The following is a 22,105-nucleotide window of genomic DNA, read 5'->3' as shown; positions in this document are numbered from 1 at the left end:
GCCGCATCATTGCAGCGCCAGGAACAGCTCGCGATAGCTGGCGGTGAGCTGCTCCAGGGTGGCGCGGTTCAATCCGCTGGGGTTGGGCAATACCCACACCTCGGTTTCCCCCAACGTCAGCGTCTGCTTGCCCCAGGGCGCATTTTTCACCCCGAAGGCGGTGGTGAACGCCTGCTTGCCCAAAATCGCCAGCGCGCGCGGCTGATAGCGCAGGATCTTCTCTTGCAGCGCCTCACCGCCGCTACGCAGCTCGTCGCGCGACAGCTCGCTGGCCGCCACCGTCGGGCGCGCCACCAGCGCGGTAATGCCGCAGCCGTTGTCCTTCAACTGCTGCCACTGCTCCGGCGCCAGCTGGCGCTCGGTAAAGCCGGCCTGATGGATCACCTTCCAGAAGCGATTGCTGCCGTTGGCGAAAGGATAGCCCTGATGGGCGGAAGAAAGACCGGGGTTGATGCCGCAAAACACCACCCGCAGATTGGGCGCCAGAAGTTCCATGAGTGTCGTGAGTCCATTGCAGGGATTTACTGCGGTTATCGCAAAATCCGCCAGCAATTACAACAGGCTAGAACTGTGCAGAAAAGCAACATACGGGCGAGTAACAGTAGACCGCCGCTTAAGGATTCCCTATAATCTCGCGGCTTGGCCCCTTAGCTCAGTGGTTAGAGCAGGCGACTCATAATCGCTTGGTCGTTGGTTCAAACCCAACAGGGGCCACCAAATTTCAAATAGTTACGTGAAAAACCAAGTTTCGTACTTTTCCAGGATACTCATAGGATACCTTGGAAAAGTATTAGTAAGTAAGAATTGGCGTATGCCTACAGTACAGTTGGGTCGTAGCAGCCGTTCATCTGCGAACAAGAAAGTGCTACGGGTCTGAACTTTTGCCCCCAACTCTTCATGAGACCGGCAAAGACCCCGACGGAGGTGTCAATGGATACTTTTGAAAAGGGCTCAGACCTGCTGTCAGCACGTGTGATTGCCGTTACCGGTTTAATTACGGTACTCGCCAACATCGGTCTAGGCCCATTTGTCGCAGTACTAGTGTGCGTTGCTTTGATTTTTTTATTGAAGTAACGGCAGCGTAACAAGCCCGGCCCGGCGAAAGCCGGGCCTCCCATACTCAGACTATTTCATCCTCACTTAACATTTGTGGCGGCAGTGACCTGCTCGCCGCTGGCGTGGCTTGCCCTGACGGGCAATGGCGGCAGATAGTCACCACTGAGGATGCACTCACCGTGGGCTGTACGCTGTTCAATCTGGAGCAGATCCGGTAGGAAAACAGCGTTGATGACTTCCGCAATCTGTTTATGTGCGAGTTTGTTGACGACAAGGCGTCGATGTTCCCGTTCGGGGATTTGCAACGCTGCATGGTCGATAACCTGGAAGAGTGGGAAGACTTTGCGCCGTTCGCCGACAAGCCATTCGGCTCCCGCCCGGTATGGATCGGCTACGCCCCCCCCCCCCCCCGCACAGCGGCAACAGCGCCGGGTGTTGTGGTACTCGCGCCGCCGGTTGTCGCCGGTGGCAAGTTCCGCATTCTGGAGCGTCATCAGTGGAAAGGCATGGACTTCGCAACGCAGACCGAATCAATCCGTCAGCTAACCGAAAAATATAACGCTGAGTACATCGATATCGATGCGACCAGTCTCGGTATTGGTGTTTTCCAGCTTGTTCGCTCGTTTTATCCCGCCGCCCGTGATATCCGCTACACGCCGGAAATGAAAACCGCAATGGTGCTGAAAGCAAAAGATGTTATTCGCCGTGGCTGTCTCGAATATGACGTCAGCGCTGCCGACATCACCACCTCGTTTATGGTAATCCGCAAGACTATGCCCAGCAGCGGGCGCAGTGCCACCTATGAGGCCAGCCATGCTAACGTCGCCTGGACGACCATGCACGCGCTGTTAAATGAACCGCTCACCGCTGGAAGCGGTCAGGCAACATCATCCATTCTGAAGTTCAACTAATGAGTAAAAACAAAGGCCGCAAGCCACAGCCGCAAAAGAACCTGGCTAACATGAAAGCCGCCTCGCCGCAAAAAATGGAGGTGTTTACCTTTGGTGAGCCCAGCGCGGTGCTCCACCTGCTGTAACCAGGCATCAGTCAGGAGCTGTACGGTATTCCGGAATACCTCAGCGCGTTAAATTCCGCCTGGTTGAATGAATCCGCCACACTATTTCACCGCAAGTATTACCAGAATGGCGCACACTCGGGGTACATCATGCACGTGACGGACGCCGCGCAAAGCAGTTCCGATGTTGAGGCGCTGCGTGATGCAATGCGCAGTTCAAAAGGACTCGGCAACGTTGAAACCTGTTTTTCTACGCACCGAATGGAAAGCCTGACGGCATAAAAATTGTGTTGCTCAGCGAGGTGGCAACGAAAGACGACTTTTTCAACATAAAAAAGTCAGCTCCGCCGACCTGCTCTAGCATCCCGTTCCAGCTAATGGGCGGCAAGCCTGAGAATATCGGTTCATTGGGCGATATCGAGAACGTGACGCGGGTGTTTGTGCGTAACGAGTTGACGCCGTTGCAGGAGCGTTTTAAGGAGATAAATGATTGGCTTAAAAATGACGTAATCCATTTTGAAAGTACTCGTTTGATATTTAAATTAAATGCAGGGTGATAAAATCACCCTGTACAAAAAAGCTACTGAGCCATTGCGTCAGAAATCAGCTCTATTTCCTCAATCCATGACTTCCATAAATAATCATTAGTTTGGGGATCTATCCAAAACATTGTATCAGATGGATGACGAAACTTTGTGTGTGTGTATCTAACTTGAGCACGCTTAACCTCACCTATTGTGAAGGATGTTATATGCGCGTTTGCATTTCTAAATTTTTGCAAATCAAGGAGAAGACTAACCGCACCCAATCCACTTATAAGAATTCCTGAATTAGTGGGATTGAAAGCAGTTATAACCGGGTTTAGTTTAAGAGCATCCCCCCAAGTCATTTCTATATGCGGCTGTGCCGATCTCACGATGGTTGCTGCTAAATTTGCTCCCTGCGAGGCTTTTTGCGCAAGAAAAACCAACTCCCTATCAGTTAAATGAGAATAAGCTGAAGAGACTCTATTTCCATTTACCGTTAGCCCATCAGTTAACGAACCAAATATAATAGTTCGGCAATACATACACCAAGCCTGCCACAATGATGACATTAGTCCTTCTTGAACAGCATATCTATCTGCGCATTTGTTAGGATTTGCAACAAGCAAATTTCTTTCAAAAGCACTATCAAGCACAACTGTTCTTGCTTTTAGTTTTGACAATGCCTTCTCAAAAGATATTGTCATACTCTTGATCTCCAATTTGACAACCGAGAGCCGATAAGATTGTCAAAACTCTTGCCTCTCTTCGTTGTGCTTTATTGGTACTAGATTCAGTTCCCCATACATATTTATGGAATGGTCCGGATACATCTTTTGATTCATGAGCAAGAGCCAAAGCTTCTAGGCGGTTTGCAGCTCTGGCAATATCAGTGGTGTAAACCCCTAATGACTGAATTGCGTATTCATCTGTAATAGATTGAATACCATATCTTGCATGCAACAATGCAGTGACAAGAGAGTGTAGAGCATAAGGCTTCATCATAAATGATTGCCTGAGGTTGCTAAAATTAGCAGAAATAAAATCAAAGGTTTCCGTTAACATTTGATGGAACTCATTTCGATTAACAAAAACATCATCATTTTGCTGATAAAGGCGGTTCAAATCAGTAGGACTAGCGCTAACTATACCTCGCTCAATAGAAATCAGACATTCAGAAATAAATTCCGCATCAGTCATTCTTATTATTTGTCTATCTGTGAAAACACCATACTCGATGAAAAACTCATTTAAACTATCAGACGCTTCATTAATGAACCACTTAAACTCCCCAATATAAGAAGAATGACGTTTTTCCGCATTGTTAAGGGGTAGTGTGTAAGCATTCATTCGTCTAAACATCTGCAGTATATCACTACGCGTTGCATTTCTTATTACGTCAGCAGAAACGGTATACGACATAAATTGGTCTTGAACATCTATCGGCAACTCCCGAAAAAACAACCCTGAATATTGACTATCGCCCTTAACCCGAAATTGATTGTCAATATATCTGCGTATTGTCGTTATACGCTGCTGACCATCAACAATTTCTTTTTTTATCCTACGATCCGAGCGATTCATAAACTCATAAAGATATATCTTAGGGAATGGAAACCCTTCTAATATCGTATCAATGAAATAGCTGCTCGGTCCCTCAGGCCATAATCCAGCTGCGCGTTGATAATTTGAATTAACTATTAAGTCTCGGCGGGAAAGCATATCAATAAGTTCTGCAATACTGTAATAACTGGAATTAATTAACATAATTATAACCTCTTGAATAGTAGCGTTAATCATACATAATGAACCAACATTTCCGCAACAGCGCGCAGTACTTTCCCCGCCACGCCAGCCCACTTCATGGGTCGGTTTTAATGCAATTGCAACAGGCCATCGGATCTACGCCAGCTCTGGCGACGACCGTCAATTTATGAATGTAGATCTGCATGCAAAATGATGCATCAGATGTATGCAGACGGTTTTCTAAACTAAATTAGCTTAAATTTATCATCAAAAGTCATGAAGTTAGACGCAGCTTCGTTTAACTGATTTAGGATGATTATCCCTTCACTAAGTGAAGCAGGCCTTTCCAGAACCGACATAAAAACACCATCATATGTGCGGCCAAGCCAATAACCACCACCATACTCTTTTGGTCGTTGGAAAAATACCCACCTGCCAGGCTCGTACTTTTGTAACGTTTCGCCGCGGTAAACGATTTGATAGTTGCAATCGTGTTTTCCCATGACTAACGCCTCGCTTCTCTCATTGTTCAACCTCAGTGGCAAAAAACCAGTTTTTCCGCCGCTGAGGTTATGCGCTTTTATCTCCAGCTATCGCCATCAGATAAAACGCTGGGCTGATCAGGCAGTTTTGCTTTGCCGCTGATGCGCCAGCTGCTCGGCGCGCAGCAGGATCTCCTGCAAATCGTCCTCGTCGATATCGAACAGATCCCCCTCCATCAGCGCCTCGTGCAGATCGCCGCGGGTGATGGACACGGCATCGATCGGCAGATTGGCCGGCTTGGCCTCCGCCGGCGCCAGCGCGTGCGGGTAGCGTCGCCCGGCCAGGTTATTGAACAGAATGGCCAGCGCCGCCAGCAGCACCGAGTTCAGCAGCACCGGGTACAGCACGAAGTGGTAGCCCATCTGATGAATGCCGGGGCCGCCGAGGATAGCGGTGAGCGCCACCGCGCCACCCGGCGGATGCAGGCAGCGCAGCTTGAACATCAGGCCGATAGCCACCGCCGCCGCTATGCCGCAGGCCAGCCCCGGATCGGGGATCAGCAGACCGGCGCTGACGCCCACCGTCGCCGCCAGCGCATTGCCGCCGACGATCGACCAGGGCTGCGCCAGCGGGCTGTTGGGCACGCCGAACAGCAACACCGCCGAGGCGCCCACCGGCGCGATAAACCACAGGTTCACCTCGCCCAAAATAAAGTGGCTGATCCAGCCGGCGAGCATCAGCCCCAAACCGGCGCCGACGCTGGAAATCAGCATCTCTCGCTTGCCCACCGCCAGCGGGTGCGGCCACAGGCGCGCGCATCCCACTTTTACTCGCTCTATCCACTGCGTCTTCATGTTACCCAATACGGCTCAATTCACGTGTTGGCAACAAATATATCACATCATCCGGAAGGAACTCACGGCGCCGTAGGCCGCGGTATCAAACAACTTTTGGCCTAACAGATTGATTTTTAGCCATCCCTCGACAATGATGAATGTTCTCCCCTTAACCCCGAGGAACCGCCGATGTCTCAACCGATCACCGAGCTTTACACCGACAGTGAATTTTTCAGCCCGTACGCCATGTCCGCCTTTGTCGTGCTGACGGAAAAAGGCATTCCGTTCACCGTGAAGACGGTGGATCTGGCGAAGGAAGAGAATAAAGAGGCGGCCTACGCGGCGCTGTCGCTCACCCGCCGGGTGCCGACGCTGGCCATCGGCGAGTTTCAGCTCTCGGAGTCTTCGGCGATCGCCGAATACCTGGAGGACATCCATCCGGCCCACGCCGTGTACCCGCGCGACGTGAAGCTGCGCGCCAAGGCGCGCGAGATCCAGGCCTGGCTGCGCAGCGATCTGCTGCCGATCCGCGCCGAGCGCTCGACCGAAGTGGTGTTCAACAACGGCAAGTTCCCGCCGCTGTCCGAAGCCGCACAGGGGGCCGCACGCAAGCTGATCGACGCCGTCGAAAAGCTGTTGAGCCATGGGCAGGATAATCTGTTCAGGGAGTGGTGCATCGCCGACACCGATCTGGCGCTGATGCTCAACCGGCTGGTGATGCACGGCGATCCGGTGCCGGAGCGCCTGCGCCACTATGCGCACAAGCAGTGGCAGCGCCCGTCGGTGCAGGCCTGGCTGGCGCTGTCGGCAAAGCGGCGCGCCTGAGAAAAAAATCGGCGGCCACGACGCCGCCGTTCTCAATGCCGAGAAACAACATCACTGCTTGAGGGAAGGCAAATCACCATCCAGAGGGCAGATAGCCTAACAATGAAGCGATGGCGTACACCGCGCTGGCCAGGTACAGCAGCACAATGCTGATCTGCAGCAGCGGGTGCGTGATCCAGTTGCACTGCCAGCGCGGCGTCTGGTCGCCATGTTTACGTGCGCCGCGCAGGATCAGCATCGGCATGATCGACAGGATCACCCCGCTGAACACCCCGGCGAAGTAGAGCGCGTTGACGAACGACACCAGCCCGCTGTAGGCCAGCGCGAACGGCGGCACCACCACCAGCAGCAGCACGCCGAAGCGGCGCAGCGGCAACTCGTCGTTGCCCAGCCGGAACTTGTCGAAAATATTGGTCAGAAAACTGCCGCCCAATCCCCAGTAGGAAGTCAGCATCGCGCACAGCGCGAAGATGTTGGCGGAGAAGAACGCCCACTGCCCCAGCGCCTGGCCCCAGGAGATGGTGGCCACGTCGGAGATGCCATCCAGCCCGCTGAGCGCGATCACCGACATCGGCACCGCCGCCAGCAAAATGAAGGTCACCGCCATGCCGACGATGATCGCCTTCGGCAACTGCTCCGGCTTGTCGGCAAAGCCGCGCGCCATTTCCGGCACGATGTACTGCGCCGAGAAGCAGAACACCACCACGTTGAACACCGGCACCATATAGCGCCAGTCGCCGTCCAGCAGGTTGCGCATCTGGGTGGTGTCTTTCAGCAGCGTCGCCGCCACCAGCGCGGTCAGCATCACCACCATGCCGATGCTGATGAACTTCTCGCCGCGGCCGATCGCTTTCAAACCGAGATACAGTACGCCGGCGGCGGGCACGAAGAACAGCAGGCTGCCCAGCGCCGGCGAGATGCCGAACAGCGATTGCAGCAGCTTGCCGCTGCCGGTCATGTAGGCGGTAAGCGCCCCGACGCTGTTGACGCACACCGAAGCGAACATCAGCCAGGCGCCCAGGCCGCCGACGTAGCGCTTCGCCAGCCCGCTCAGCTGCAGATGCGCGCGGGTGCGCAGCGTGGATTCGGCGACGTACAGCATGGTGATGGTGGTCAGGCTCCCCACCAGCACCAGCCAGAACAGCAGCGGCAGGAAACCGGCCTTGCTGGAGGCGTAGGCGATGGAGAGCACCCCGGCGCCGATATTGGTGCCGACGATCATCGCCACCCCTTCAAGGAAACTTAACGATTTGGCGGGTGCAGGTGCTCGCACCCCGGCGGCAAGCGCCGGAGAAACAGAGGTATTATCAGACATGCATCATCCTTTATCGCCCGGCGACGCTGGCCGCCGGGATGGGTTAACGTCCTGACGCTCAACGGCTCACATCGATACACAGGTATTTCAGCTCCAGATATTCTTCTATCCCGTAGCGCGATCCTTCACGCCCGAGCCCTGACTGTTTCACGCCGCCGAACGGCGCCACTTCGTTGGAAATCAGCCCGGTGTTGATGCCGACCATGCCGTACTCCAGCGCTTCCGGCACGCGCCACTGGCGCGCGGCGTTCTGCGTGAACAGGTAGGCGGCCAGGCCGAATTCGGTGTCGTTGGCCATGGCGATGGCTTCCGCCTCGTCATGGAAGCGGAACAGCGGCGCCACCGGCCCGAAGGTCTCTTCTTTGGCGAAGCGCATTTTCTGCGTCACGCCGGTCACCACCGTCGGCTGGAAGAAGGTGCCGCCCAGCGCGTGCGGCTGGCCACCGGTGGCGATCTGCGCCCCTTTGATCAGCGCGTCGTCGATATGGCTCTGCACCTTCGCTACCGCATCGCTGTCGATCAGCGGCCCCTGGGTGGTGCCTTCCTGGCTGCCGTCGCCGACTTTCAACTGCTCGACCGCCGCCACCAGTTTCTCTGCCAGCCGCTCGTAGATGCCGTCCTGCACGTAGATGCGGTTGGCGCAAACGCAGGTCTGGCCGCTGTTGCGGAACTTGGAGGCCATGATGCCCGCCACTGCCGCGTCCAGATTGGCGTCGTCGAACACGATGACCGGCGCGTTGCCGCCCAGCTCCAGCGACAGCTTCTTGATGCTCGGCGCGCACTGCGCCATCAGAATGCGGCCGACCTCGGTCGAACCGGTAAAGCTCAGCTTGCGCACCACCGGGCTGTCGCACAGCACTTTGCCCACCTGCGCCGCTTCCCCGGTCACCACCTGCAACACGCCGGCAGGAATACCGGCGTCCTGCGCCAGCTTGGCCAGCGCCAGCGCGGTCAACGGCGTTTGCTCGGCCGGTTTGACGATGATGGCACAGCCCGCCGCCAGCGCCGGCGCCACCTTGCGGGTGATCATCGCCGCCGGGAAGTTCCACGGGGTGATGGCCGCGCACACGCCGATCGGCTGCTTCACCACCACCAGGCGCTGCGAAGCCTGCGGCGCCTGCAATACCGCGCCGTCCACCCGCTTGGCCTCTTCGGCGAACCAGGTGATGAACGACGCCGCGTAGGCCACTTCGCCGCGCGCTTCCGCCAGCGATTTGCCCTGCTCGGCGGTCATCAGCTGCGCCAGATCTTCCTGTGCGGCCAGCACCTTGTCGGCCCAGGCCAACAGCAGCGCAGAACGCTGCTTGGCGGTCAGCTGTTTCCAGTCGTTTTGCGCCCGCTGCGCCGCCGCGATCGCCTGCTGGGTTTCCTCTTCGCTGACCAGCGGAATGCTGGCCAGTTCGGCGCCGGTGGCCGGGTTGATCACCGCTTCGCGCTTGCCGCTCAGGGCATCGCACCATTCACCGTTGATCAGACACTGGCTGCGCAGCAGCTCGGGATTGTTCAATTTCATGCCGTTCGCTCCTTAGTGAGCCAGCGCGCGAGACAGAATGCCCATCGCCTTGGTGAACTGATCGTCCGGGATGGTCAGCGGATACAGGAAGCGGATCACGTTGCCGTTCACGCCGCAGCTCAGCAGCAGCAGCCCTTCTTCCATCGCCTTCTGCTGCACCTGACGGGTGATCTCCGCCGAAGGCTTGCCGGTAGCCGGATCGTTGAACTCCACCGCCACCATCGAACCTTGCGCCCGCACATCCGCGATCGCCGGGCTGGTTTTGCGCGCCTGCTGCAGCACTTCCACCAGGTGCTGCCCCAAGCGCTGGGCGCGCTGGCACAGCTGCTCTTCGTCGATCACATCCAGCACCGCGTGCGCCGCGGCCACCGCCAGCGGGTTACCGGCGTAGGTGCCGCCCAGCCCGCCCGGCGCCGGCGCGTCCATCACCTCGGCGCGGCCCGCCACCGCCGACAGTGGCATGCCACCCGCCAGGCTTTTCGCCATGGTGATCAGATCTGGTTTAACGCTGTAGTGCTCCATGGCGAACAGCTTGCCGGTACGGGCGAAGCCGGTCTGTACTTCGTCGGCAATGAGAAGAATGCCGTGCTGGTCGCACAGCGCGCGCAACGCCTGCATAAAGTCGGCCGGCGCCACGTTGAAACCGCCTTCGCCCTGCACCGGCTCCAGCACGATCGCCGCCACCTGCTTGGGATCGATATCCGCTTTAAACAGGCGATCCAGGCTGTTCATCGCGTCTTCGGTGGTCACGCCGTACAGCGCATTCGGGTACTGGCCGTGGAACACCGAGCCGGGGAACGGCCCGAAGCCCAGTTTGTAAGGCGCCACTTTGCCGGTCAGCGCCATGGTCATATAGGTGCGGCCGTGGAAGCCGCCGCCGAAGGTGATCAAGCCCGGACGGCCGGTGTAAGCGCGGGCGATCTTCACCGCGTTTTCCACCGCCTCCGCGCCGGTGGTGAAGAAAGCGGTTTTACACGGGCCGGCGATCGGCGCGCGCTGGTTGATGCGCTCCGCCAGCGAGACATAGCTTTCGTAAGGAACGATCTGATAGGCGGTGTGGGTGAAGGCCTGCAGCTGCTTTTCAATCGCGGCGATCACCTTCGGGTGGCGGTGGCCGGTGTTCAGCACGGCGATCCCCGAGGCGAAATCGATCACTTCTTTGCCTTCCACATCCCACAGCGTGGCGTTCTCTGCGCGCTCGGCGTAAAAACCACACATCACGCCCACTCCGCGCGGGGTGGCGTCCTGACGGCGTTGGTTCAATTCTGCGTTTTTCATGCTGTTCTCTCCGGTCGGTGCCAGTTACACGTTTCGTTCACATTCGTGAAACAATGCCGTTTATTTACACAGGATGTGGCCCTATAATCGAGTGCCAGTTACGAATAATTGAGGGATCCAATTGCGCTCATTGAGTGGTGATCTGTTGCTGCAGCGCCTCGGCGAGCAGCCCGATGACAAGCTGCACAAGCGGCTTTACAACACGATCCGCACCAGCATTCTCGACGGCAGCCTGCCGCCCTCCAGCCGCTTGCCCGCCTCGCGCGATCTGGCGCAGGAGCTCAGCCTGTCCCGCAACACCGTATTAACCGTTTATGAACAACTGTTGGCGGAAGGCTACGTATCGGCGCGCGCTGGCAGCGGCACCTTCGTCGCCGACACGGTGCCGGACAGCTGCCTCTCCACCGGCGGCGCACCGGCCGACGGCAGCGGGCAACCGCGGCGCGTCGAACTGTCCGAGCGCGGCGCCACGCTGCTGCACCACGCCAGCGCCAGCCCCAAACAGTGGGGGGCGTTCATTCCCGGCGTGCCCGACGTCAACGCCTTTCCCCATCAGCTGTTCAGCAAGATCCAGGCGCGCCTCAGCCGCCGCCCGGCGCCGCAGCGGCTGACCTACAGCAATCAGGGCGGCAGCCCGGAGCTGCAGCATGCGTTGGTGGAGTATTTACGGGTGGCGCGCTCGGTGCGTTGTTCGCCGGAACAGATCCTGATCACCGAAGGCATCCATCAGGCGATCGATCTGGTGACGCGCATGCTGTGCAATCCGGGGGATGACGCCTGGATCGAAGAGCCGGGCTATTGGGGGATCCGCAATATCCTGCGCATCAATGCGCTGAACATCTGCCCGCTGGCGGTGGACGAAGCCGGGCTGGTGCCGCCGGAGCAGCCGACCACCCCGCCCCGCCTGATTTTCGTCACTCCGTCGCACCAGTATCCGCTCGGCTCGGTGATGAGCCTGGCGCGCCGCCAACGGCTGCTGGCGCTGGCGCGCAACGCCGGCGGCTGGATCGTCGAGGACGATTACGACAGTGAATTCCGCTTTTCCGGCCAACCGATCCCGGCGCTGCAAGGGCTGGAGGCCGACGCGCCGGTGATTTACATCGGCACCTTCAGCAAAACGCTCTATCCGGCGCTGCGCCTCGGCTATGTGGTGTTGCCGCCGCCGCTGGTGCAGGCGCTGAAAACCGCCCACGCCGAGCTGTACCGCGGCGGGCACCTGCTGATCCAGAGCGCGCTGGCGGAGTTTATTCAGGCGGGGCATTACACCGCGCATATCCGCCGCATGCGGTTGCTGTACGCCCGGCGGCGCGCCTTCCTGACCGGCTTGATCGAACAGCACCTCGGCAAACAGGCGCTCAGCGAGTTCAACAGCAACGCCGGGCTGCATCTGATCCTCAACCTGCCGGACGAGGCCGACGACGTGGCGATCGCCGCCGCCGCCGGCGCACGCGGGGTGCTGGTGCGGCCGCTGTCGCGCTACTACATGCAGCCCAACCGCCGGCGCGGCCTGCTGATGGGGTTTGCCTGCGTGCCGGAAGAGCAGATGGCCGCCGCCTTCACCCAGCTGCTGGCGTGCATCAACGCGCCCGAAATGAAAAAGGCGGCTCCTTAGGGCCGCCTTCGCGCGTTACCAGGCCTGAAGCCGCCAACCGTCCGCCTGCCGGTGCAGACGGTGCGTCGGCCGCAGCGCCTGCAGGAAGTCTTCGTCGTGCGACACCACCAGCATCGCGCCGGGGAAATCCGCCAGGGCGGTTTCGATCGCCAGCGACGACGCCAGATCCAAGTGGTTGGTCGGTTCGTCCAGCAACAGCAGCTGCGCCGGTTGCCGCCGCCACAGCGCGCAGGCCAGCGCCGCCTTCAGCCGTTCGCCACCGCTCAGCGCGCCCAGCGGCAGCGCGATGCGATCGGCGCCAAGCTGCAACTGCGCCAGCCGGGTGCGCAACGCGCCTTCCACCAGCGGCGAATCCTGCAGCCCGAGATGCTCCATCACCGACAGGCTCGGGTCGAGCTGCGACAGGGTTTGATCGAGATAGGCCGTCGACAGCGGGCAATGACAATGGCCGGCAAGCGGCGCCAACTGGCCGAGAACGGTCTTCAGCAAGGTGGACTTGCCGCAGCCGTTAGGGCCGGTCAACGCCACGCGCATCGGACCGTCGATCCGCAGATCCAGCGGCGGCGCGCTGACGAACGGCAGCTGCAGCTGTTCGAGCACCAGCACCTGCTTGTTCGCGCTCACATCACTGCCCGGCAGCGCCAGCAACACCGGCTGTTCCTCTTCCACCCGCTGATAGGCCTCGCGCACCGCCGCATCGAGGCTGTCGCGCTGGTCCTGATGCTGTTTGCGTAGCGTGCCGAGGCTCTCCTTCGCCGCCGATTTGTAGGCCACCCGCTCGAAAGAGGCGATATTCAGCGTATCGACGACGCGCAGCGTTTGCGCCGAGCGCCGCTGGCTCATGTCGTGCTCTTTCTGCTGACGCGCGCGGGTACGGCGGCGTTCCTCGCGCGCATGCTCCAGATCGGCGCGCGCCGCCTGCTGCTCCGTGTCGCGCTGGCGGCGGTAGTCGTCGTAGTTGCCGCCGTAGCTGCGCAGCGCGCCGGGCGTCAGTTCGACGATGCGCTCAATACGCCCCAGTAGTTGCCGGTCATGGCTGGCGATCAGCAGCCCGCCCTGCCACCGCTCCAGCTGCTGATACAGCCAGGCGCGCCCGGCGCTGTCGAGGTGGTTGGTCGGTTCGTCCAGCAGCAGATAATCCGCCTCCCCCAGAAAAGCGCCGCACAGCGCCGCGCGCATCCGTTCGCCGCCGCTCAAATCGCATGCGGATCGCAACGGATCGAAGGCCGGCAGCCCGGCGGCGGCGAAGGCGCTTTGCAGGCGATCGTGGAGATCCCAGCGCCCTTCCAGACGATCGATGTCGTCCGCCAACGGCCGCCCCTGCTCGATGCGCGCCAGCGCGGCGAACACCTCGCCGTAGCCCAGCAGCTGCGCCAGCGTGGTGTCGGCCGCGATCTCCGGCTGCTGCGCAACGTAAGCCAATGCGGCATGGGATTCGACGTGCCCGTTGCCCGGCCGATCCCGCCCGGCGATCAGGCGCAGCAACTGGGTTTTGCCGACGCCGTTGCGCCCTACCAGGCCGCAGCGCTGCCGATCGAAAGCGAGATCCAGCGGGCCGAACAGCGTTTCGCCGTCAGCAAATTGGCAGGTCAGTTGATGTAAAACGAAATAAGGGGACTGCGCAAAATGAGCCATAAGCACTCCTGAATGAGATCAAAACATCCCCACAGGGCGCGAGAGCGCACGGCGTGGGACCAGATATCAACAGGTGTGGTTGTTCATTTTCGGTTATGGCTCCGCAGAGAGAAGGAATTTGCAACGCGCAAAGGTTAACCGATCTTTTGTTCGTTATGCAAACAGTGTCTGAGATTCATGACGTCTATCACATTCGGCGCAACGCAGATTCCCAAGCGGCGCGACAACGGCTAGATTTATCTCATCCGACCACTTGTGTTCACATAATTATAACAACGGGCCCCGATTTCACCCGATGGAGAGTGCAATGAGCAATTACCCTCACCTGCTGGCGCCGCTGGATCTCGGCTTCACTACCCTGAAAAACCGGGTGCTGATGGGATCGATGCATACCGGCCTGGAAGAGCTGCCCGACGGCCCGCAGCGCCTGGCCGCGTTCTATGCCGAGCGCGCCGCCGCCGGCGTGGCGCTGATCGTCACCGGCGGCATTGCCCCGAACGAACAGGGCGTGGTTTTTCGCGGCGGTTCGATCCTCAACAGCGAGGAGCAATTGCCTCACCACCGCCCGGTGACCGAAGCCGTCCACCGGGCGGGCGGCAAAATTGCGCTGCAGATCCTGCACACCGGCCGCTACAGCTATCAACCCAAGCTGGTCGCCCCTTCCGCCCTACAGGCGCCGATCAACCCGTTTACGCCGAGCGCGCTCAGCGAAGCGGAGATCGAGCAGACCATCGCTGACTTCGCCCGCTGCGCGGCGCTGGCGCAGCAGGCCGGCTACGACGGCGTGGAAGTGATGGGATCCGAAGGCTATCTGATCAACCAATTCTTGACGACGCGCACCAATCAGCGCGACGACCAATGGGGCGGCAGCTTCACTAACCGTATGCGCTTCGCGGTCGAGACCGTCAGGGCGGTGCGCCAGGCGGTGGGCGCGGAGTTCATTCTGATCTACCGGCTGTCGATGCTCGATCTGGTGGAAGACGGCTCCAGTTGGCAGGAGATCGAACAGCTGGCGCTGGCGGTTGAACAGGCGGGCGCCACGATCATCAATACCGGCATCGGCTGGCACGAAGCGCGTATTCCGACTATCGCCACCATGGTGCCGCGCGCCGGGTTCAGCTGGGTGACCCGCAAGCTGATGGGTAAGGTCGGCATCCCGCTGATCACCACCAACCGCATCAACGATCCGGCGGTGGCCGAGCAGGTGCTGGCGGACGGCTGCGCCGACATGGTGTCGATGGCGCGTCCGTTCCTCGCCGACGCCGCCTTTGTGCAGAAAGCCGCCGAGGGGCGCGCCGACGAGATCAATACCTGCATCGGCTGCAACCAGGCCTGTCTCGACCAGATTTTTGAAGGCAAGCTGACTTCCTGCCTGGTCAACCCGCGCGCCTGCCGCGAAACCGAAATGCCGCTGACAATGGCGGAGAAACCGAAAAAACTGGCGGTGATCGGCGCCGGCCCCGCCGGGCTGGCCTTCGCCACCACCGCCGCCAGCCGAGGCCATCAGGTGACGCTGTTCGACGCCGCCGAGCAGATCGGCGGCCAGTTCAACATCGCCAAGCAGATCCCCGGCAAGGAAGAATTCCATGAAACCCTGCGTTACTTCCGCCGCCAGCTGGCGCTGCGTGAAGTGACGGTCAGGCTGGGCGTCAAGGTCGAGGCGGCGGATTTAAGCGAATTCGACGAAGTGATCCTCGCCTGCGGCATCGTGCCGCGCACCCCGGACATCCCCGGCATCGACCACGCCAAGGTGCTGAGCTATCTGGACGTGCTGCGCGATAAAAAACCGGTCGGCCAGCGGGTGGCGATCGTCGGCGCCGGCGGCATCGGCTTCGACACCGCCGAGTACCTCAGCCAGCACGGCGTGTCCAGCAGCCTGGATCAGGCGGAATTCAACCGCGAATGGGGCATCGACGGCCGCCTTGAGCAGCGCGGCGGGCTGGCGGCGCAAGGGCCACAGGCACCGCGCGCCGCGCGGCAAATCTACCTGTTGCAGCGCAAAACCAGCAAAGTGGGCGAAGGCCTGGGGAAAACCACCGGTTGGATCCATCGCGCCAGCCTGGCGATGCGCGGCGTGAAAATGCTCAACAGCGTCAGCTATCGGCTGATCGACGACGAAGGGCTGCACATCACCCGCGCCGAGCAGGACAGCTGTCTGCCGGTGGACACGGTGGTCATCTGCGCCGGGCAGGAACCGCGCCGCGAGCTGCAGCAGCCGCTGCTGGCGATGGGGAAAACCGTGCATCTGATCGGCGGCGCCGACGTGGCCGCCGAGCTGGACGCCCGCCGCGCGATCGATCAGGGGACGCGGCTGGCGATGGCGCTGTAAAAAAAGGGGCGCACAGCGCCCCTGACATTGATGCCAAACCTCATCCCCATGCCGGGTGGCAGAGAGCAGCGAATAGAAAACAAGGAAAATCAATTTATTGATTTTCGGCTGATAACCACAAAGGGGGAAAAACCACGCTTTTTCCCCCCTTTGTCAACAGCATGAGGGGCGCACAGCGCCCTTGGTCATCACGCTCAGCGACGCGCGCCGGATTTCACCGCTCTCAAGATCACGAACTTCTTGTTCGAGGCCACCAGCGTGCAGTTGCCGAACAGACGCTTGAGCTTCTGGTGATAGTCGAGGTGGCGGTTGCCGACGATGCGCAATTCGCCGCCCACCTGCAGACAGCGCTTGGCGTCGCAGAACATCTGCCAGGCGGTGTGATCGGTAATGGCGTGCTGCTGGTGGAACGGCGGGTTGCACAGCACCGCCTGCACGCTTTCGCGCTCGATGCCCGCCAGCGCGTTGTTCACCTCAAACTGGCAACGATCCAGCTCTTGCGGCAGGTTGTGCTCCACGTTCAGTTCGCTGGAGGCCACCGCCATGTAAGATTCATCGACGAAGGTCACCTGCGCTTCCGGGTTTTGCGCCAGCGCCGTCAGGCCAATCACGCCGTTGCCGCAGCCCAGATCGACGATATGGCCGTTCAGGCCGCGCGGCAGATGCTCCATAAACAGGCGCGCGCCGATATCCAGGCTGCCGCGCGAGAAGACGTTGGCGTGGTTATGGATAAGCCAATCGGTGCCGTCCAGCGGCCAGTCGGTGGTTTCCGCCACCGCCGGCGGGACGATGTCCGCCGCCTGGCAGAAGATCAGGCGCGCTTTCTTCCACGCCAGGCTGGTGCGCGTCGGGCCCAGCACCTTTTCAAACAGCTGCATCGTCGAGGTATGTACGTCGCGCGCCTTGGCGCCGGCGACGATCAGCGTGTCTTCGGTCACGACGTGGCGCAGCGCGCGCAGCTGCTGCTCCAGCAGCGCCAGCGCTTTCGGCACGCGAATCAACACCACCGCCGGCGCCGCCGGCAGCTCGGCCAGGCTGTCCAGCAGCGTAACCTGCTCGGGATCCAGCCTGTTGAGCTTGAGGTTGTGGCGCGTCGCCAGCTGGCTCATGTAGGAGTCGCTGACGCTGTAAGGGCGATGCGCGTGCAGCGCACAGGCCAGGGTGCCGAAGTTATCGTTGAAAATCAGCACCGGACGGCCGCCGATATCTACGTTTTCAAGCTGTTGCAGCAGATATTCGTCCGCCGCTTCCCACGCCTGCAGTTGGGTGGATTCTTCCTGTTGGGGATAACGCTCCAGCTCAAGTTGCTGTGTTCCCAGATCGAGTTGGCTCATTGCCCCTCCTGACTGATAAAATTTGGGCTGTTTATCCCCTAAAAACGCCCGTCAGTAAAATGTTTTTTCGGATAAATTGCGTATTGCGCCGCGTATCTGAAAACCCGCGCTCCTTTTCTCCTTGAACAACATTAATCTTTCCCTCCCGAGCACCCATGTCGACGTTTTTTTAACCTGACGGGGTGTAACTTTAAATGTTACACTGCCAGTCCCTATGGAAGGGGGAAAGCATGATTAAATCTTTCCGCGATCGCTACCTGGAGCAGTTCTATCTGGGAGGCAGACGCAGCCGTCTGATCCCCGGTGCGCTCGAGCGGCAGTTGGCCAGAAAACTCGATATGTTGGCCGCCGCGCAGCAAGAGCGTGATTTGCATCACCCCACGGGTAACTATTACAAACGGCTATCCGGGCCATTTCAGGGATGGTCAAGCCTGCGCGTCAATATGCACTGGCGGCTGATGTTCCAGTGGCGGCATGATGCCGCTGAAAAAATTTACCTCGATCCTCACCAAGATACCTGAACGAGGGGGAACCTATGTTGGAAACCACGACTCGCGAACCCACCACGGTGGGAGAAGTGCTGCAGGAAGAATATTTAACGCCGCTAGGCATCGGCCAGGAGGAACTGGCAAAGGTCTTGGGCGTCACCCGCGCCACCGTCAATCGCCTGTGCAACGGGCATCGACGCATGAGCGTTGCCGAGGCCAATCTGTTTGCCGATCTGTTCGAAACGACCGCTGACTTTTGGCTAAACCTGCAGGCGGCACACGATCGCTGGGAAGCCAGACAGTCCGATGCGCAGCGTGTGCGGCTGCGGCCAATCAAAGAAATACTGGGGCGCAATATCACTCATGCATGACACCGAACTCGCCTACCTGCAAGGCTACCCAACGCATCTGCAAAGCCAGGTGCAGCAACTGATCCATCAGAATCGGCTGGGAGACGTGCTGCTGCAGCGCTACCCGCAGGTGCACGGCTGCACCACCGACAAGTCGCTGTATCAGTTTACCGTCGATCTGAAAAACCAGTATCTGCGCAACGCCCAGCCGCTGAGCAAGGTGGCCTACGACAGCAAGATCCACGTCATGAAGCACGCGCTTGGCCTGCACACCGCCATCTCGCGCGTGCAGGGCGGCAAACTGAAGGCCAAGGCGGAAATCCGCGTGGCGACGGTGTTCAAGGTCGCGCCCGAACCCTTTTTGCGCATGATCGTGGTGCATGAGCTGGCGCACCTGAAAGAGAAAGATCACAACAAGGCGTTCTACAGCCTGTGCTGCCATATGGAGCCGGATTACCACCAGCTGGAGTTCGATACCCGGCTGTATCTGACGCACCTTTCGCTGTTCGGCGAGCTGTATGCATAGCGAGTGAGGGCGTGATAATCTGCGGTTTTAGGCCTGGACCGGAGCTCGCCATGATTCGCTTTGCCGTCGTCGGCACCAACTGGATTACGGAACGTTTTATCGATGCCGCCCATGAAAGCGGCAAACTCAAGCTGAGCGCCGTGTATTCACGCTCGCTGGAACAGGCGCAGGCATTTGGCGCCAACTATCAGGTCACGCAGTTTTTCGACTCGCTCGAGGCGATGGCGCAGTCTGACGCCATAGACGCGGTGTATATCGCCAGCCCCAATTCCCTGCACTGCCCGCAATCGCTGCTGTTCCTGCGCCATAAAAAGCACGTGATCTGCGAAAAACCGCTGGTCTCCAACCAGCGCGAAGCGGAACAACTGGTCGCCTGCGCGCGGGAAAACCAGGTGGTGCTGTTCGAGGCGTTCAAAAGTGCCTATCTGCCGAATTTCCTGGCGCTGCAACAGGCATTGCCGAAGGTCGGCCGGCTGCGCAAAGCCTTTATCAACTATTGCCAATACTCTTCGCGCTACCCGCGCTACCTCGCCGGCGAGAATCCCAACACCTTTAACCCGCAGTTTTCCAACGGCTCGATCATGGACATCGGCTACTACTGTCTGGCCAGCGCGGTGGCGCTGTTCGGCGCGCCGCAGTCGGTGCTGGCCAGCGCCACGCTGCTCGATACCGGCGTGGACGCCCACGGCACCGTCTGCCTGAACTACGGTGATTTCGACGTCACGCTTTCCCATTCCAAGGTCAGCGACTCGGCACTCCCCAGCGAGATCCAGGGGGAAGAAGGCACGCTGATTATCGACAAGATTTCCGAGTGTCAGGGCGTGGCGCTGACGCCGCGCGGCGGCAACCGGCAGGACCTGAGCCAGACGCAGCACATCAACACCATGTTGTATGAAGCGCTGGCCTTCGCCGAGCTGGTTGAACAGCGTCAGGTGGAACATCCGGGGCTGGAAAATTCGCTGATCGTCGCCCGCCTGCTGACCGACATCCGCCGCCAGACCGGCGTCGTTTTCCCCGCCGACGGAGAATGAGATGAAACCGCTGCTCGTGATGCAAACCGGCGACGCGCCGCAGGCCATTCGTCAGGAATTGGCCAACTTTGAAGGCATGTTCCTGCAACAGGGCAACATCGACGCCGAACGCACGCACATCGTGCATCTGCCCGCCGGCGACCGGCCGTTGCCGCCGGCCGCCTATTGCGGCGTGGTCATCACCGGCTCGCCGGCGATGGTGACCGAACGGCTGCCGTGGAGCGAGGATGCCGCCGAATGGCTGCGTCAGGCGATGGCGATCAAACTGCCGCTGTTCGGCGTCTGCTACGGCCACCAACTGTTGGCCTACGCGCTCGGCGGCGAAGTGGGCTATCACCCGCAGGGCATGGAGGTCGGCACGCTGGAGATCGAACTGCTGCCCGCCGCGGCCGACGATCGGCGGCTCACCCTGCTGCCACCGCGATTCAAGGCCAATCTTATCCACTCGCAGAGCGTGCTGACGCCGCCCGCCGGCGCGCAGACGCTGGCGCGTTCGCAGCAGGACGCGCACCAGATCCTGCGCTATGGCGATCACGCCCTGACCACCCAGTTCCACCCGGAATTCAACGGCGCGGTGATGAGCCAGTATCTGCAGTGGCTCGGCGAACTGCATCCCGAGCAGCAAGCCCGCTATCAACAGCAACAACAACAGGTTAGCGACACGCCGTTCAGCCGCCTGCTGCTGCAGGGATTCGTCGTCAGCCTCGGCGCGCAAAAAGCGATGGCCGGCTAACGCGATTCACGTTGACCGCCGACACATTTTGCATTACTTTCTGCTCTGCAAAGGGGAGTAACTTCATTGCCGGTCAATCGTCATTACGATGCGCAAGCATCCGGTTACCGGGCAACCTGATGTCAAAGGTGTAACCACCTTCATCAACGTTGTAAGTGAGACCTTGCCGGAAGGCGAGGTTTGCTTGCAGCGTTCACAGAGCGGCTGGCGTCTTCCGACGTTGGCCGTTTTTGTTTTTGAAGGATACCTCTGATGATGAATTCCGTTGGCACACCGTGGTTATGGGGCAGCTTCGCCGCCGTCATAGTCGTGATGCTCGCAATCGATCTCCTGTTGCAGGGCCGTAAAGGCGCGCACACCATGTCTATGAAGCAGGCCGCCAGCTGGTCGCTGGTGTGGGTCAGCCTCTCCCTGCTGTTCAATTTCGGTTTCTGGTACTACCTGAATGAAACCGCCGGGCGCGCCGTCGCCGATACCCAGGCGCTGGCCTTCCTCACCGGCTACCTGATCGAAAAAGCGCTGGCGGTGGATAACGTGTTCGTCTGGCTGATGCTGTTCAGCTACTTCGCCGTGCCGGCCAACCTGCAGCGGCGGGTGCTGATCTACGGCGTGCTGGGGGCGATCGTGCTGCGTACCATCATGATCTTCGCCGGCAGCTGGCTGGTCAGCCAGTTCCAGTGGCTGCTGTACCTGTTCGGCGCCTTCCTGCTGTTCACCGGTATCAAAATGGCGCTGGCGAAGGAAGATGACTCGGCGATCGGCGACAAGCCGCTGGTGAAATGGCTGCGCAGCCACCTGCGCATGACCGACAACCTGGAAGGCGAGCGCTTCTTCGTGCGCCGCAACGGCATCCTGTTCGCCACCCCGCTGGTGCTGGTGCTGATCCTGGTAGAGCTGAGCGACGTGATCTTCGCGGTGGACAGCATTCCGGCGATCTTCGCCGTGACCACTGACCCGTTCATCGTCCTGACCTCCAACCTGTTCGCCATCATGGGCCTGCGCGCCATGTACTTCCTGCTGGCCAACGTGGCGGAGCGTTTCTCGATGCTGAAATACGGCCTGTCGGTGATCCTGGTGTTTATCGGCATCAAGATGCTGATTATCGACTTCTTCCACATCCCGATCGGCGTATCGCTGGGCGTGGTGGCGGGCATCCTGACGCTCACCTTGCTGATTAACGCCTGGGTCAACCGTCGCAACGATCGCCTGGCGAATAAACAACCATAATCTGTTATCCGGGGCGCTAGTCGCCCCGTGATTGTTTGGCAATTCCCCCAAAACGCCAAACGTTATTGCGATCACACAAATGTAACCAGTATGTTATCAAGTGTTGATCCGCGCTTAGAATTTCACCTTCGCCTCTTTCCAACATCATTCGATTGCTGAATACTGATTCGGCAAACACACTTAGTTACAGAATCATATAAAGCCACCCGGCGTCGTTCCCGCCGCGGCGGCCAGATAACATCAGGAAGA

General features: G+C 59.5%; 21 protein-coding genes, 1 tRNA gene and 2 pseudogenes. 14 read left to right on the top strand and 10 right to left on the bottom strand.

The window, feature by feature from the left end; all coding sequences use genetic code 11:
• Positions 1 to 6: 6 nt before the first annotated feature.
• Complete coding sequence (gene mug, locus REA38_RS08685) at positions 7 to 495, bottom strand: G/U mismatch-specific DNA glycosylase (RefSeq protein ID WP_103773168.1); 489 nt, start codon at positions 493 to 495, stop codon at positions 7 to 9.
• A gap of 146 nt (positions 496 to 641) precedes the next feature.
• Here mug and REA38_RS08680 point away from each other — a divergent pair.
• The 5 genes and pseudogenes from REA38_RS08680 to REA38_RS08665 form a co-directional block, all read left to right on the top strand.
• Positions 642 to 717, top strand: a tRNA-Ile gene (locus REA38_RS08680).
• 213 nt (positions 718 to 930) lie between these two features.
• Positions 931 to 1,074 (top strand): hypothetical protein, encoded by a 144-nt coding sequence (locus REA38_RS08675; RefSeq protein WP_193568569.1) that lies wholly within the window; start codon positions 931 to 933, stop codon positions 1,072 to 1,074.
• Positions 1,075 to 1,097: 23 nt separating this feature from the next.
• A pseudogene (locus tag REA38_RS08670) lies at positions 1,098 to 1,967 on the top strand (terminase large subunit domain-containing protein); the annotation flags it as partial.
• Complete coding sequence (locus REA38_RS24555; protein WP_374213780.1) at positions 1,967 to 2,092, top strand: hypothetical protein; 126 nt, start codon at positions 1,967 to 1,969, stop codon at positions 2,090 to 2,092. The pseudogene REA38_RS08670 and the gene REA38_RS24555, both read left to right, overlap by 1 nt.
• Positions 2,066 to 2,628, top strand: a pseudogene (locus REA38_RS08665) (Presumed portal vertex protein); the annotation flags it as partial. The gene REA38_RS24555 and the pseudogene REA38_RS08665, both read left to right, overlap by 27 nt.
• 23 nt (positions 2,629 to 2,651) lie before the next feature.
• On the opposite strand, the gene REA38_RS08660 reads toward REA38_RS08665, so the two are convergent.
• From REA38_RS08660 to REA38_RS08645, 4 genes are all read right to left on the bottom strand, one after another.
• Positions 2,652 to 3,302, bottom strand: a complete 651-nt coding sequence (locus tag REA38_RS08660; protein ID WP_308885684.1) for a hypothetical protein — start codon at positions 3,300 to 3,302, stop codon at positions 2,652 to 2,654.
• Positions 3,286 to 4,362, bottom strand: coding sequence for a DUF262 domain-containing protein (locus REA38_RS08655; RefSeq protein ID WP_308885683.1), 1,077 nt, complete (start codon positions 4,360 to 4,362; stop codon positions 3,286 to 3,288). Before REA38_RS08655 ends, REA38_RS08660 begins: the two co-directional genes overlap by 17 nt.
• A 224-nt stretch (positions 4,363 to 4,586) precedes the next feature.
• Entirely contained in the window at positions 4,587 to 4,844 is a 258-nt protein-coding gene (locus tag REA38_RS08650; RefSeq protein ID WP_308885681.1) for a hypothetical protein, read from the bottom strand.
• 117 nt (positions 4,845 to 4,961) lie between these two features.
• Positions 4,962 to 5,678: an HPP family protein gene (locus REA38_RS08645; protein WP_308885680.1), complete on the bottom strand. Its 717-nt coding sequence runs from the start codon at positions 5,676 to 5,678 to the stop codon at positions 4,962 to 4,964.
• A 171-nt stretch (positions 5,679 to 5,849) separates the two neighbouring features.
• Here REA38_RS08645 and yfcF point away from each other — a divergent pair, with 171 nt between their 5' ends.
• Complete coding sequence (yfcF, locus tag REA38_RS08640; protein ID WP_033636084.1) at positions 5,850 to 6,485, top strand: glutathione transferase; 636 nt, start codon at positions 5,850 to 5,852, stop codon at positions 6,483 to 6,485.
• Positions 6,486 to 6,558: 73 nt separating this feature from the next.
• Here the strand turns inward: yfcF and REA38_RS08635 are convergent, their stop codons facing one another.
• The 3 genes from REA38_RS08635 to REA38_RS08625 are packed head-to-tail and all read right to left on the bottom strand — an operon-like array spanning position 6,559 to position 10,591.
• Positions 6,559 to 7,800: an amino acid permease gene (locus tag REA38_RS08635; RefSeq protein ID WP_033649023.1), complete on the bottom strand. Its 1,242-nt coding sequence runs from the start codon at positions 7,798 to 7,800 to the stop codon at positions 6,559 to 6,561.
• A gap of 58 nt (positions 7,801 to 7,858) precedes the next feature.
• On the bottom strand, positions 7,859 to 9,313 hold the full coding sequence (locus REA38_RS08630; RefSeq protein ID WP_004937166.1) for an NAD-dependent succinate-semialdehyde dehydrogenase: 1,455 nt from the start codon (positions 9,311 to 9,313) through the stop codon (positions 7,859 to 7,861).
• A gap of 12 nt (positions 9,314 to 9,325) precedes the next feature.
• Complete coding sequence (locus tag REA38_RS08625; RefSeq protein ID WP_060428860.1) at positions 9,326 to 10,591, bottom strand: 4-aminobutyrate--2-oxoglutarate transaminase; 1,266 nt, start codon at positions 10,589 to 10,591, stop codon at positions 9,326 to 9,328.
• 121 nt (positions 10,592 to 10,712) lie between these two features.
• Between REA38_RS08625 and REA38_RS08620 the strand changes: the two genes are divergently transcribed.
• Complete coding sequence (locus REA38_RS08620) at positions 10,713 to 12,203, top strand: PLP-dependent aminotransferase family protein (RefSeq protein ID WP_308885676.1); 1,491 nt, start codon at positions 10,713 to 10,715, stop codon at positions 12,201 to 12,203.
• A 15-nt stretch (positions 12,204 to 12,218) separates the two neighbouring features.
• Here the strand turns inward: REA38_RS08620 and REA38_RS08615 are convergent, their stop codons facing one another.
• Positions 12,219 to 13,838, bottom strand: coding sequence for an ABC-F family ATP-binding cassette domain-containing protein (locus tag REA38_RS08615; RefSeq protein WP_308885675.1), 1,620 nt, complete (start codon positions 13,836 to 13,838; stop codon positions 12,219 to 12,221).
• Positions 13,839 to 14,145: 307 nt separating this feature from the next.
• Here REA38_RS08615 and REA38_RS08610 point away from each other — a divergent pair, with 307 nt between their 5' ends.
• Positions 14,146 to 16,167 (top strand): NADPH-dependent 2,4-dienoyl-CoA reductase, encoded by a 2,022-nt coding sequence (locus REA38_RS08610; protein ID WP_308885674.1) that lies wholly within the window; start codon positions 14,146 to 14,148, stop codon positions 16,165 to 16,167.
• A gap of 194 nt (positions 16,168 to 16,361) precedes the next feature.
• On the opposite strand, the gene rlmG is transcribed toward REA38_RS08610, so the two are convergent.
• A complete protein-coding gene (rlmG, locus tag REA38_RS08605; protein ID WP_308885673.1) occupies positions 16,362 to 17,501 on the bottom strand; it encodes a 23S rRNA (guanine(1835)-N(2))-methyltransferase RlmG in 1,140 nt (379 codons plus the stop codon).
• 230 nt (positions 17,502 to 17,731) lie between these two features.
• Between rlmG and REA38_RS08600 the strand changes: the two genes are divergently transcribed.
• From REA38_RS08600 to REA38_RS08575, 6 genes are all read left to right on the top strand, one after another.
• Entirely contained in the window at positions 17,732 to 18,022 is a 291-nt protein-coding gene (locus tag REA38_RS08600) for a type II toxin-antitoxin system RelE/ParE family toxin (protein ID WP_033636092.1), read from the top strand.
• Between the two features lie 14 nt (positions 18,023 to 18,036).
• On the top strand, positions 18,037 to 18,360 hold the full coding sequence (locus REA38_RS08595) for a HigA family addiction module antitoxin (RefSeq protein WP_033636093.1): 324 nt from the start codon (positions 18,037 to 18,039) through the stop codon (positions 18,358 to 18,360).
• Entirely contained in the window at positions 18,353 to 18,865 is a 513-nt protein-coding gene (locus tag REA38_RS08590; protein ID WP_033636094.1) for a M48 family metallopeptidase, read from the top strand. The genes REA38_RS08595 and REA38_RS08590 overlap by 8 nt, the downstream gene beginning before the upstream one ends.
• A gap of 50 nt (positions 18,866 to 18,915) precedes the next feature.
• Entirely contained in the window at positions 18,916 to 19,896 is a 981-nt protein-coding gene (locus REA38_RS08585) for a Gfo/Idh/MocA family protein (protein ID WP_103799136.1), read from the top strand.
• A 1-nt stretch (position 19,897) separates the two neighbouring features.
• On the top strand, positions 19,898 to 20,629 hold the full coding sequence (locus REA38_RS08580; RefSeq protein WP_308885671.1) for a glutamine amidotransferase: 732 nt from the start codon (positions 19,898 to 19,900) through the stop codon (positions 20,627 to 20,629).
• A gap of 252 nt (positions 20,630 to 20,881) precedes the next feature.
• Positions 20,882 to 21,856, top strand: coding sequence for a TerC family protein (locus REA38_RS08575; protein WP_033649013.1), 975 nt, complete (start codon positions 20,882 to 20,884; stop codon positions 21,854 to 21,856).
• Positions 21,857 to 22,105 lie beyond the last annotated feature (249 nt).

This window comes from Serratia sp. MF1(2023) (assembly GCF_030954545.1).
In the GTDB taxonomy this organism is placed as follows: Bacteria; Pseudomonadota; Gammaproteobacteria; order Enterobacterales; family Enterobacteriaceae; genus Serratia; species Serratia sarumanii.
The sequence above is the reverse complement of the archived record's forward strand: the minus strand, read 5'-3'. Positions and strand labels throughout refer to the sequence as shown.

Excerpts from the sequence above, each read along its gene's own strand:
- mug (WP_103773168.1), bottom strand. The coding sequence starts at position 495 with ATGGAACTTCTGGCGCCCAATCTGCGGGTGGTGTTTTGCGGCATCAAC.
- REA38_RS08675 (WP_193568569.1), top strand. The coding sequence starts at position 931 with ATGGATACTTTTGAAAAGGGCTCAGACCTGCTGTCAGCACGTGTGATT.
- REA38_RS24555 (WP_374213780.1), top strand. The coding sequence starts at position 1,967 with ATGAGTAAAAACAAAGGCCGCAAGCCACAGCCGCAAAAGAACCTGGCT.
- REA38_RS08660 (WP_308885684.1), bottom strand. The coding sequence starts at position 3,302 with ATGACAATATCTTTTGAGAAGGCATTGTCAAAACTAAAAGCAAGAACA.
- REA38_RS08655 (WP_308885683.1), bottom strand. The coding sequence starts at position 4,362 with ATGTTAATTAATTCCAGTTATTACAGTATTGCAGAACTTATTGATATG.
- REA38_RS08650 (WP_308885681.1), bottom strand. The coding sequence starts at position 4,844 with ATGGGAAAACACGATTGCAACTATCAAATCGTTTACCGCGGCGAAACG.
- REA38_RS08645 (WP_308885680.1), bottom strand. The coding sequence starts at position 5,678 with ATGAAGACGCAGTGGATAGAGCGAGTAAAAGTGGGATGCGCGCGCCTG.
- yfcF (WP_033636084.1), top strand. The coding sequence starts at position 5,850 with ATGTCTCAACCGATCACCGAGCTTTACACCGACAGTGAATTTTTCAGC.
- REA38_RS08635 (WP_033649023.1), bottom strand. The coding sequence starts at position 7,800 with ATGTCTGATAATACCTCTGTTTCTCCGGCGCTTGCCGCCGGGGTGCGA.
- REA38_RS08630 (WP_004937166.1), bottom strand. The coding sequence starts at position 9,313 with ATGAAATTGAACAATCCCGAGCTGCTGCGCAGCCAGTGTCTGATCAAC.
- REA38_RS08625 (WP_060428860.1), bottom strand. The coding sequence starts at position 10,591 with ATGAAAAACGCAGAATTGAACCAACGCCGTCAGGACGCCACCCCGCGC.
- REA38_RS08615 (WP_308885675.1), bottom strand. The coding sequence starts at position 13,838 with ATGGCTCATTTTGCGCAGTCCCCTTATTTCGTTTTACATCAACTGACC.
- REA38_RS08610 (WP_308885674.1), top strand. The coding sequence starts at position 14,146 with ATGAGCAATTACCCTCACCTGCTGGCGCCGCTGGATCTCGGCTTCACT.
- rlmG (WP_308885673.1), bottom strand. The coding sequence starts at position 17,501 with ATGAGCCAACTCGATCTGGGAACACAGCAACTTGAGCTGGAGCGTTAT.
- REA38_RS08600 (WP_033636092.1), top strand. The coding sequence starts at position 17,732 with ATGATTAAATCTTTCCGCGATCGCTACCTGGAGCAGTTCTATCTGGGA.
- REA38_RS08595 (WP_033636093.1), top strand. The coding sequence starts at position 18,037 with ATGTTGGAAACCACGACTCGCGAACCCACCACGGTGGGAGAAGTGCTG.
- REA38_RS08590 (WP_033636094.1), top strand. The coding sequence starts at position 18,353 with ATGCATGACACCGAACTCGCCTACCTGCAAGGCTACCCAACGCATCTG.
- REA38_RS08585 (WP_103799136.1), top strand. The coding sequence starts at position 18,916 with ATGATTCGCTTTGCCGTCGTCGGCACCAACTGGATTACGGAACGTTTT.
- REA38_RS08580 (WP_308885671.1), top strand. The coding sequence starts at position 19,898 with ATGAAACCGCTGCTCGTGATGCAAACCGGCGACGCGCCGCAGGCCATT.
- REA38_RS08575 (WP_033649013.1), top strand. The coding sequence starts at position 20,882 with ATGATGAATTCCGTTGGCACACCGTGGTTATGGGGCAGCTTCGCCGCC.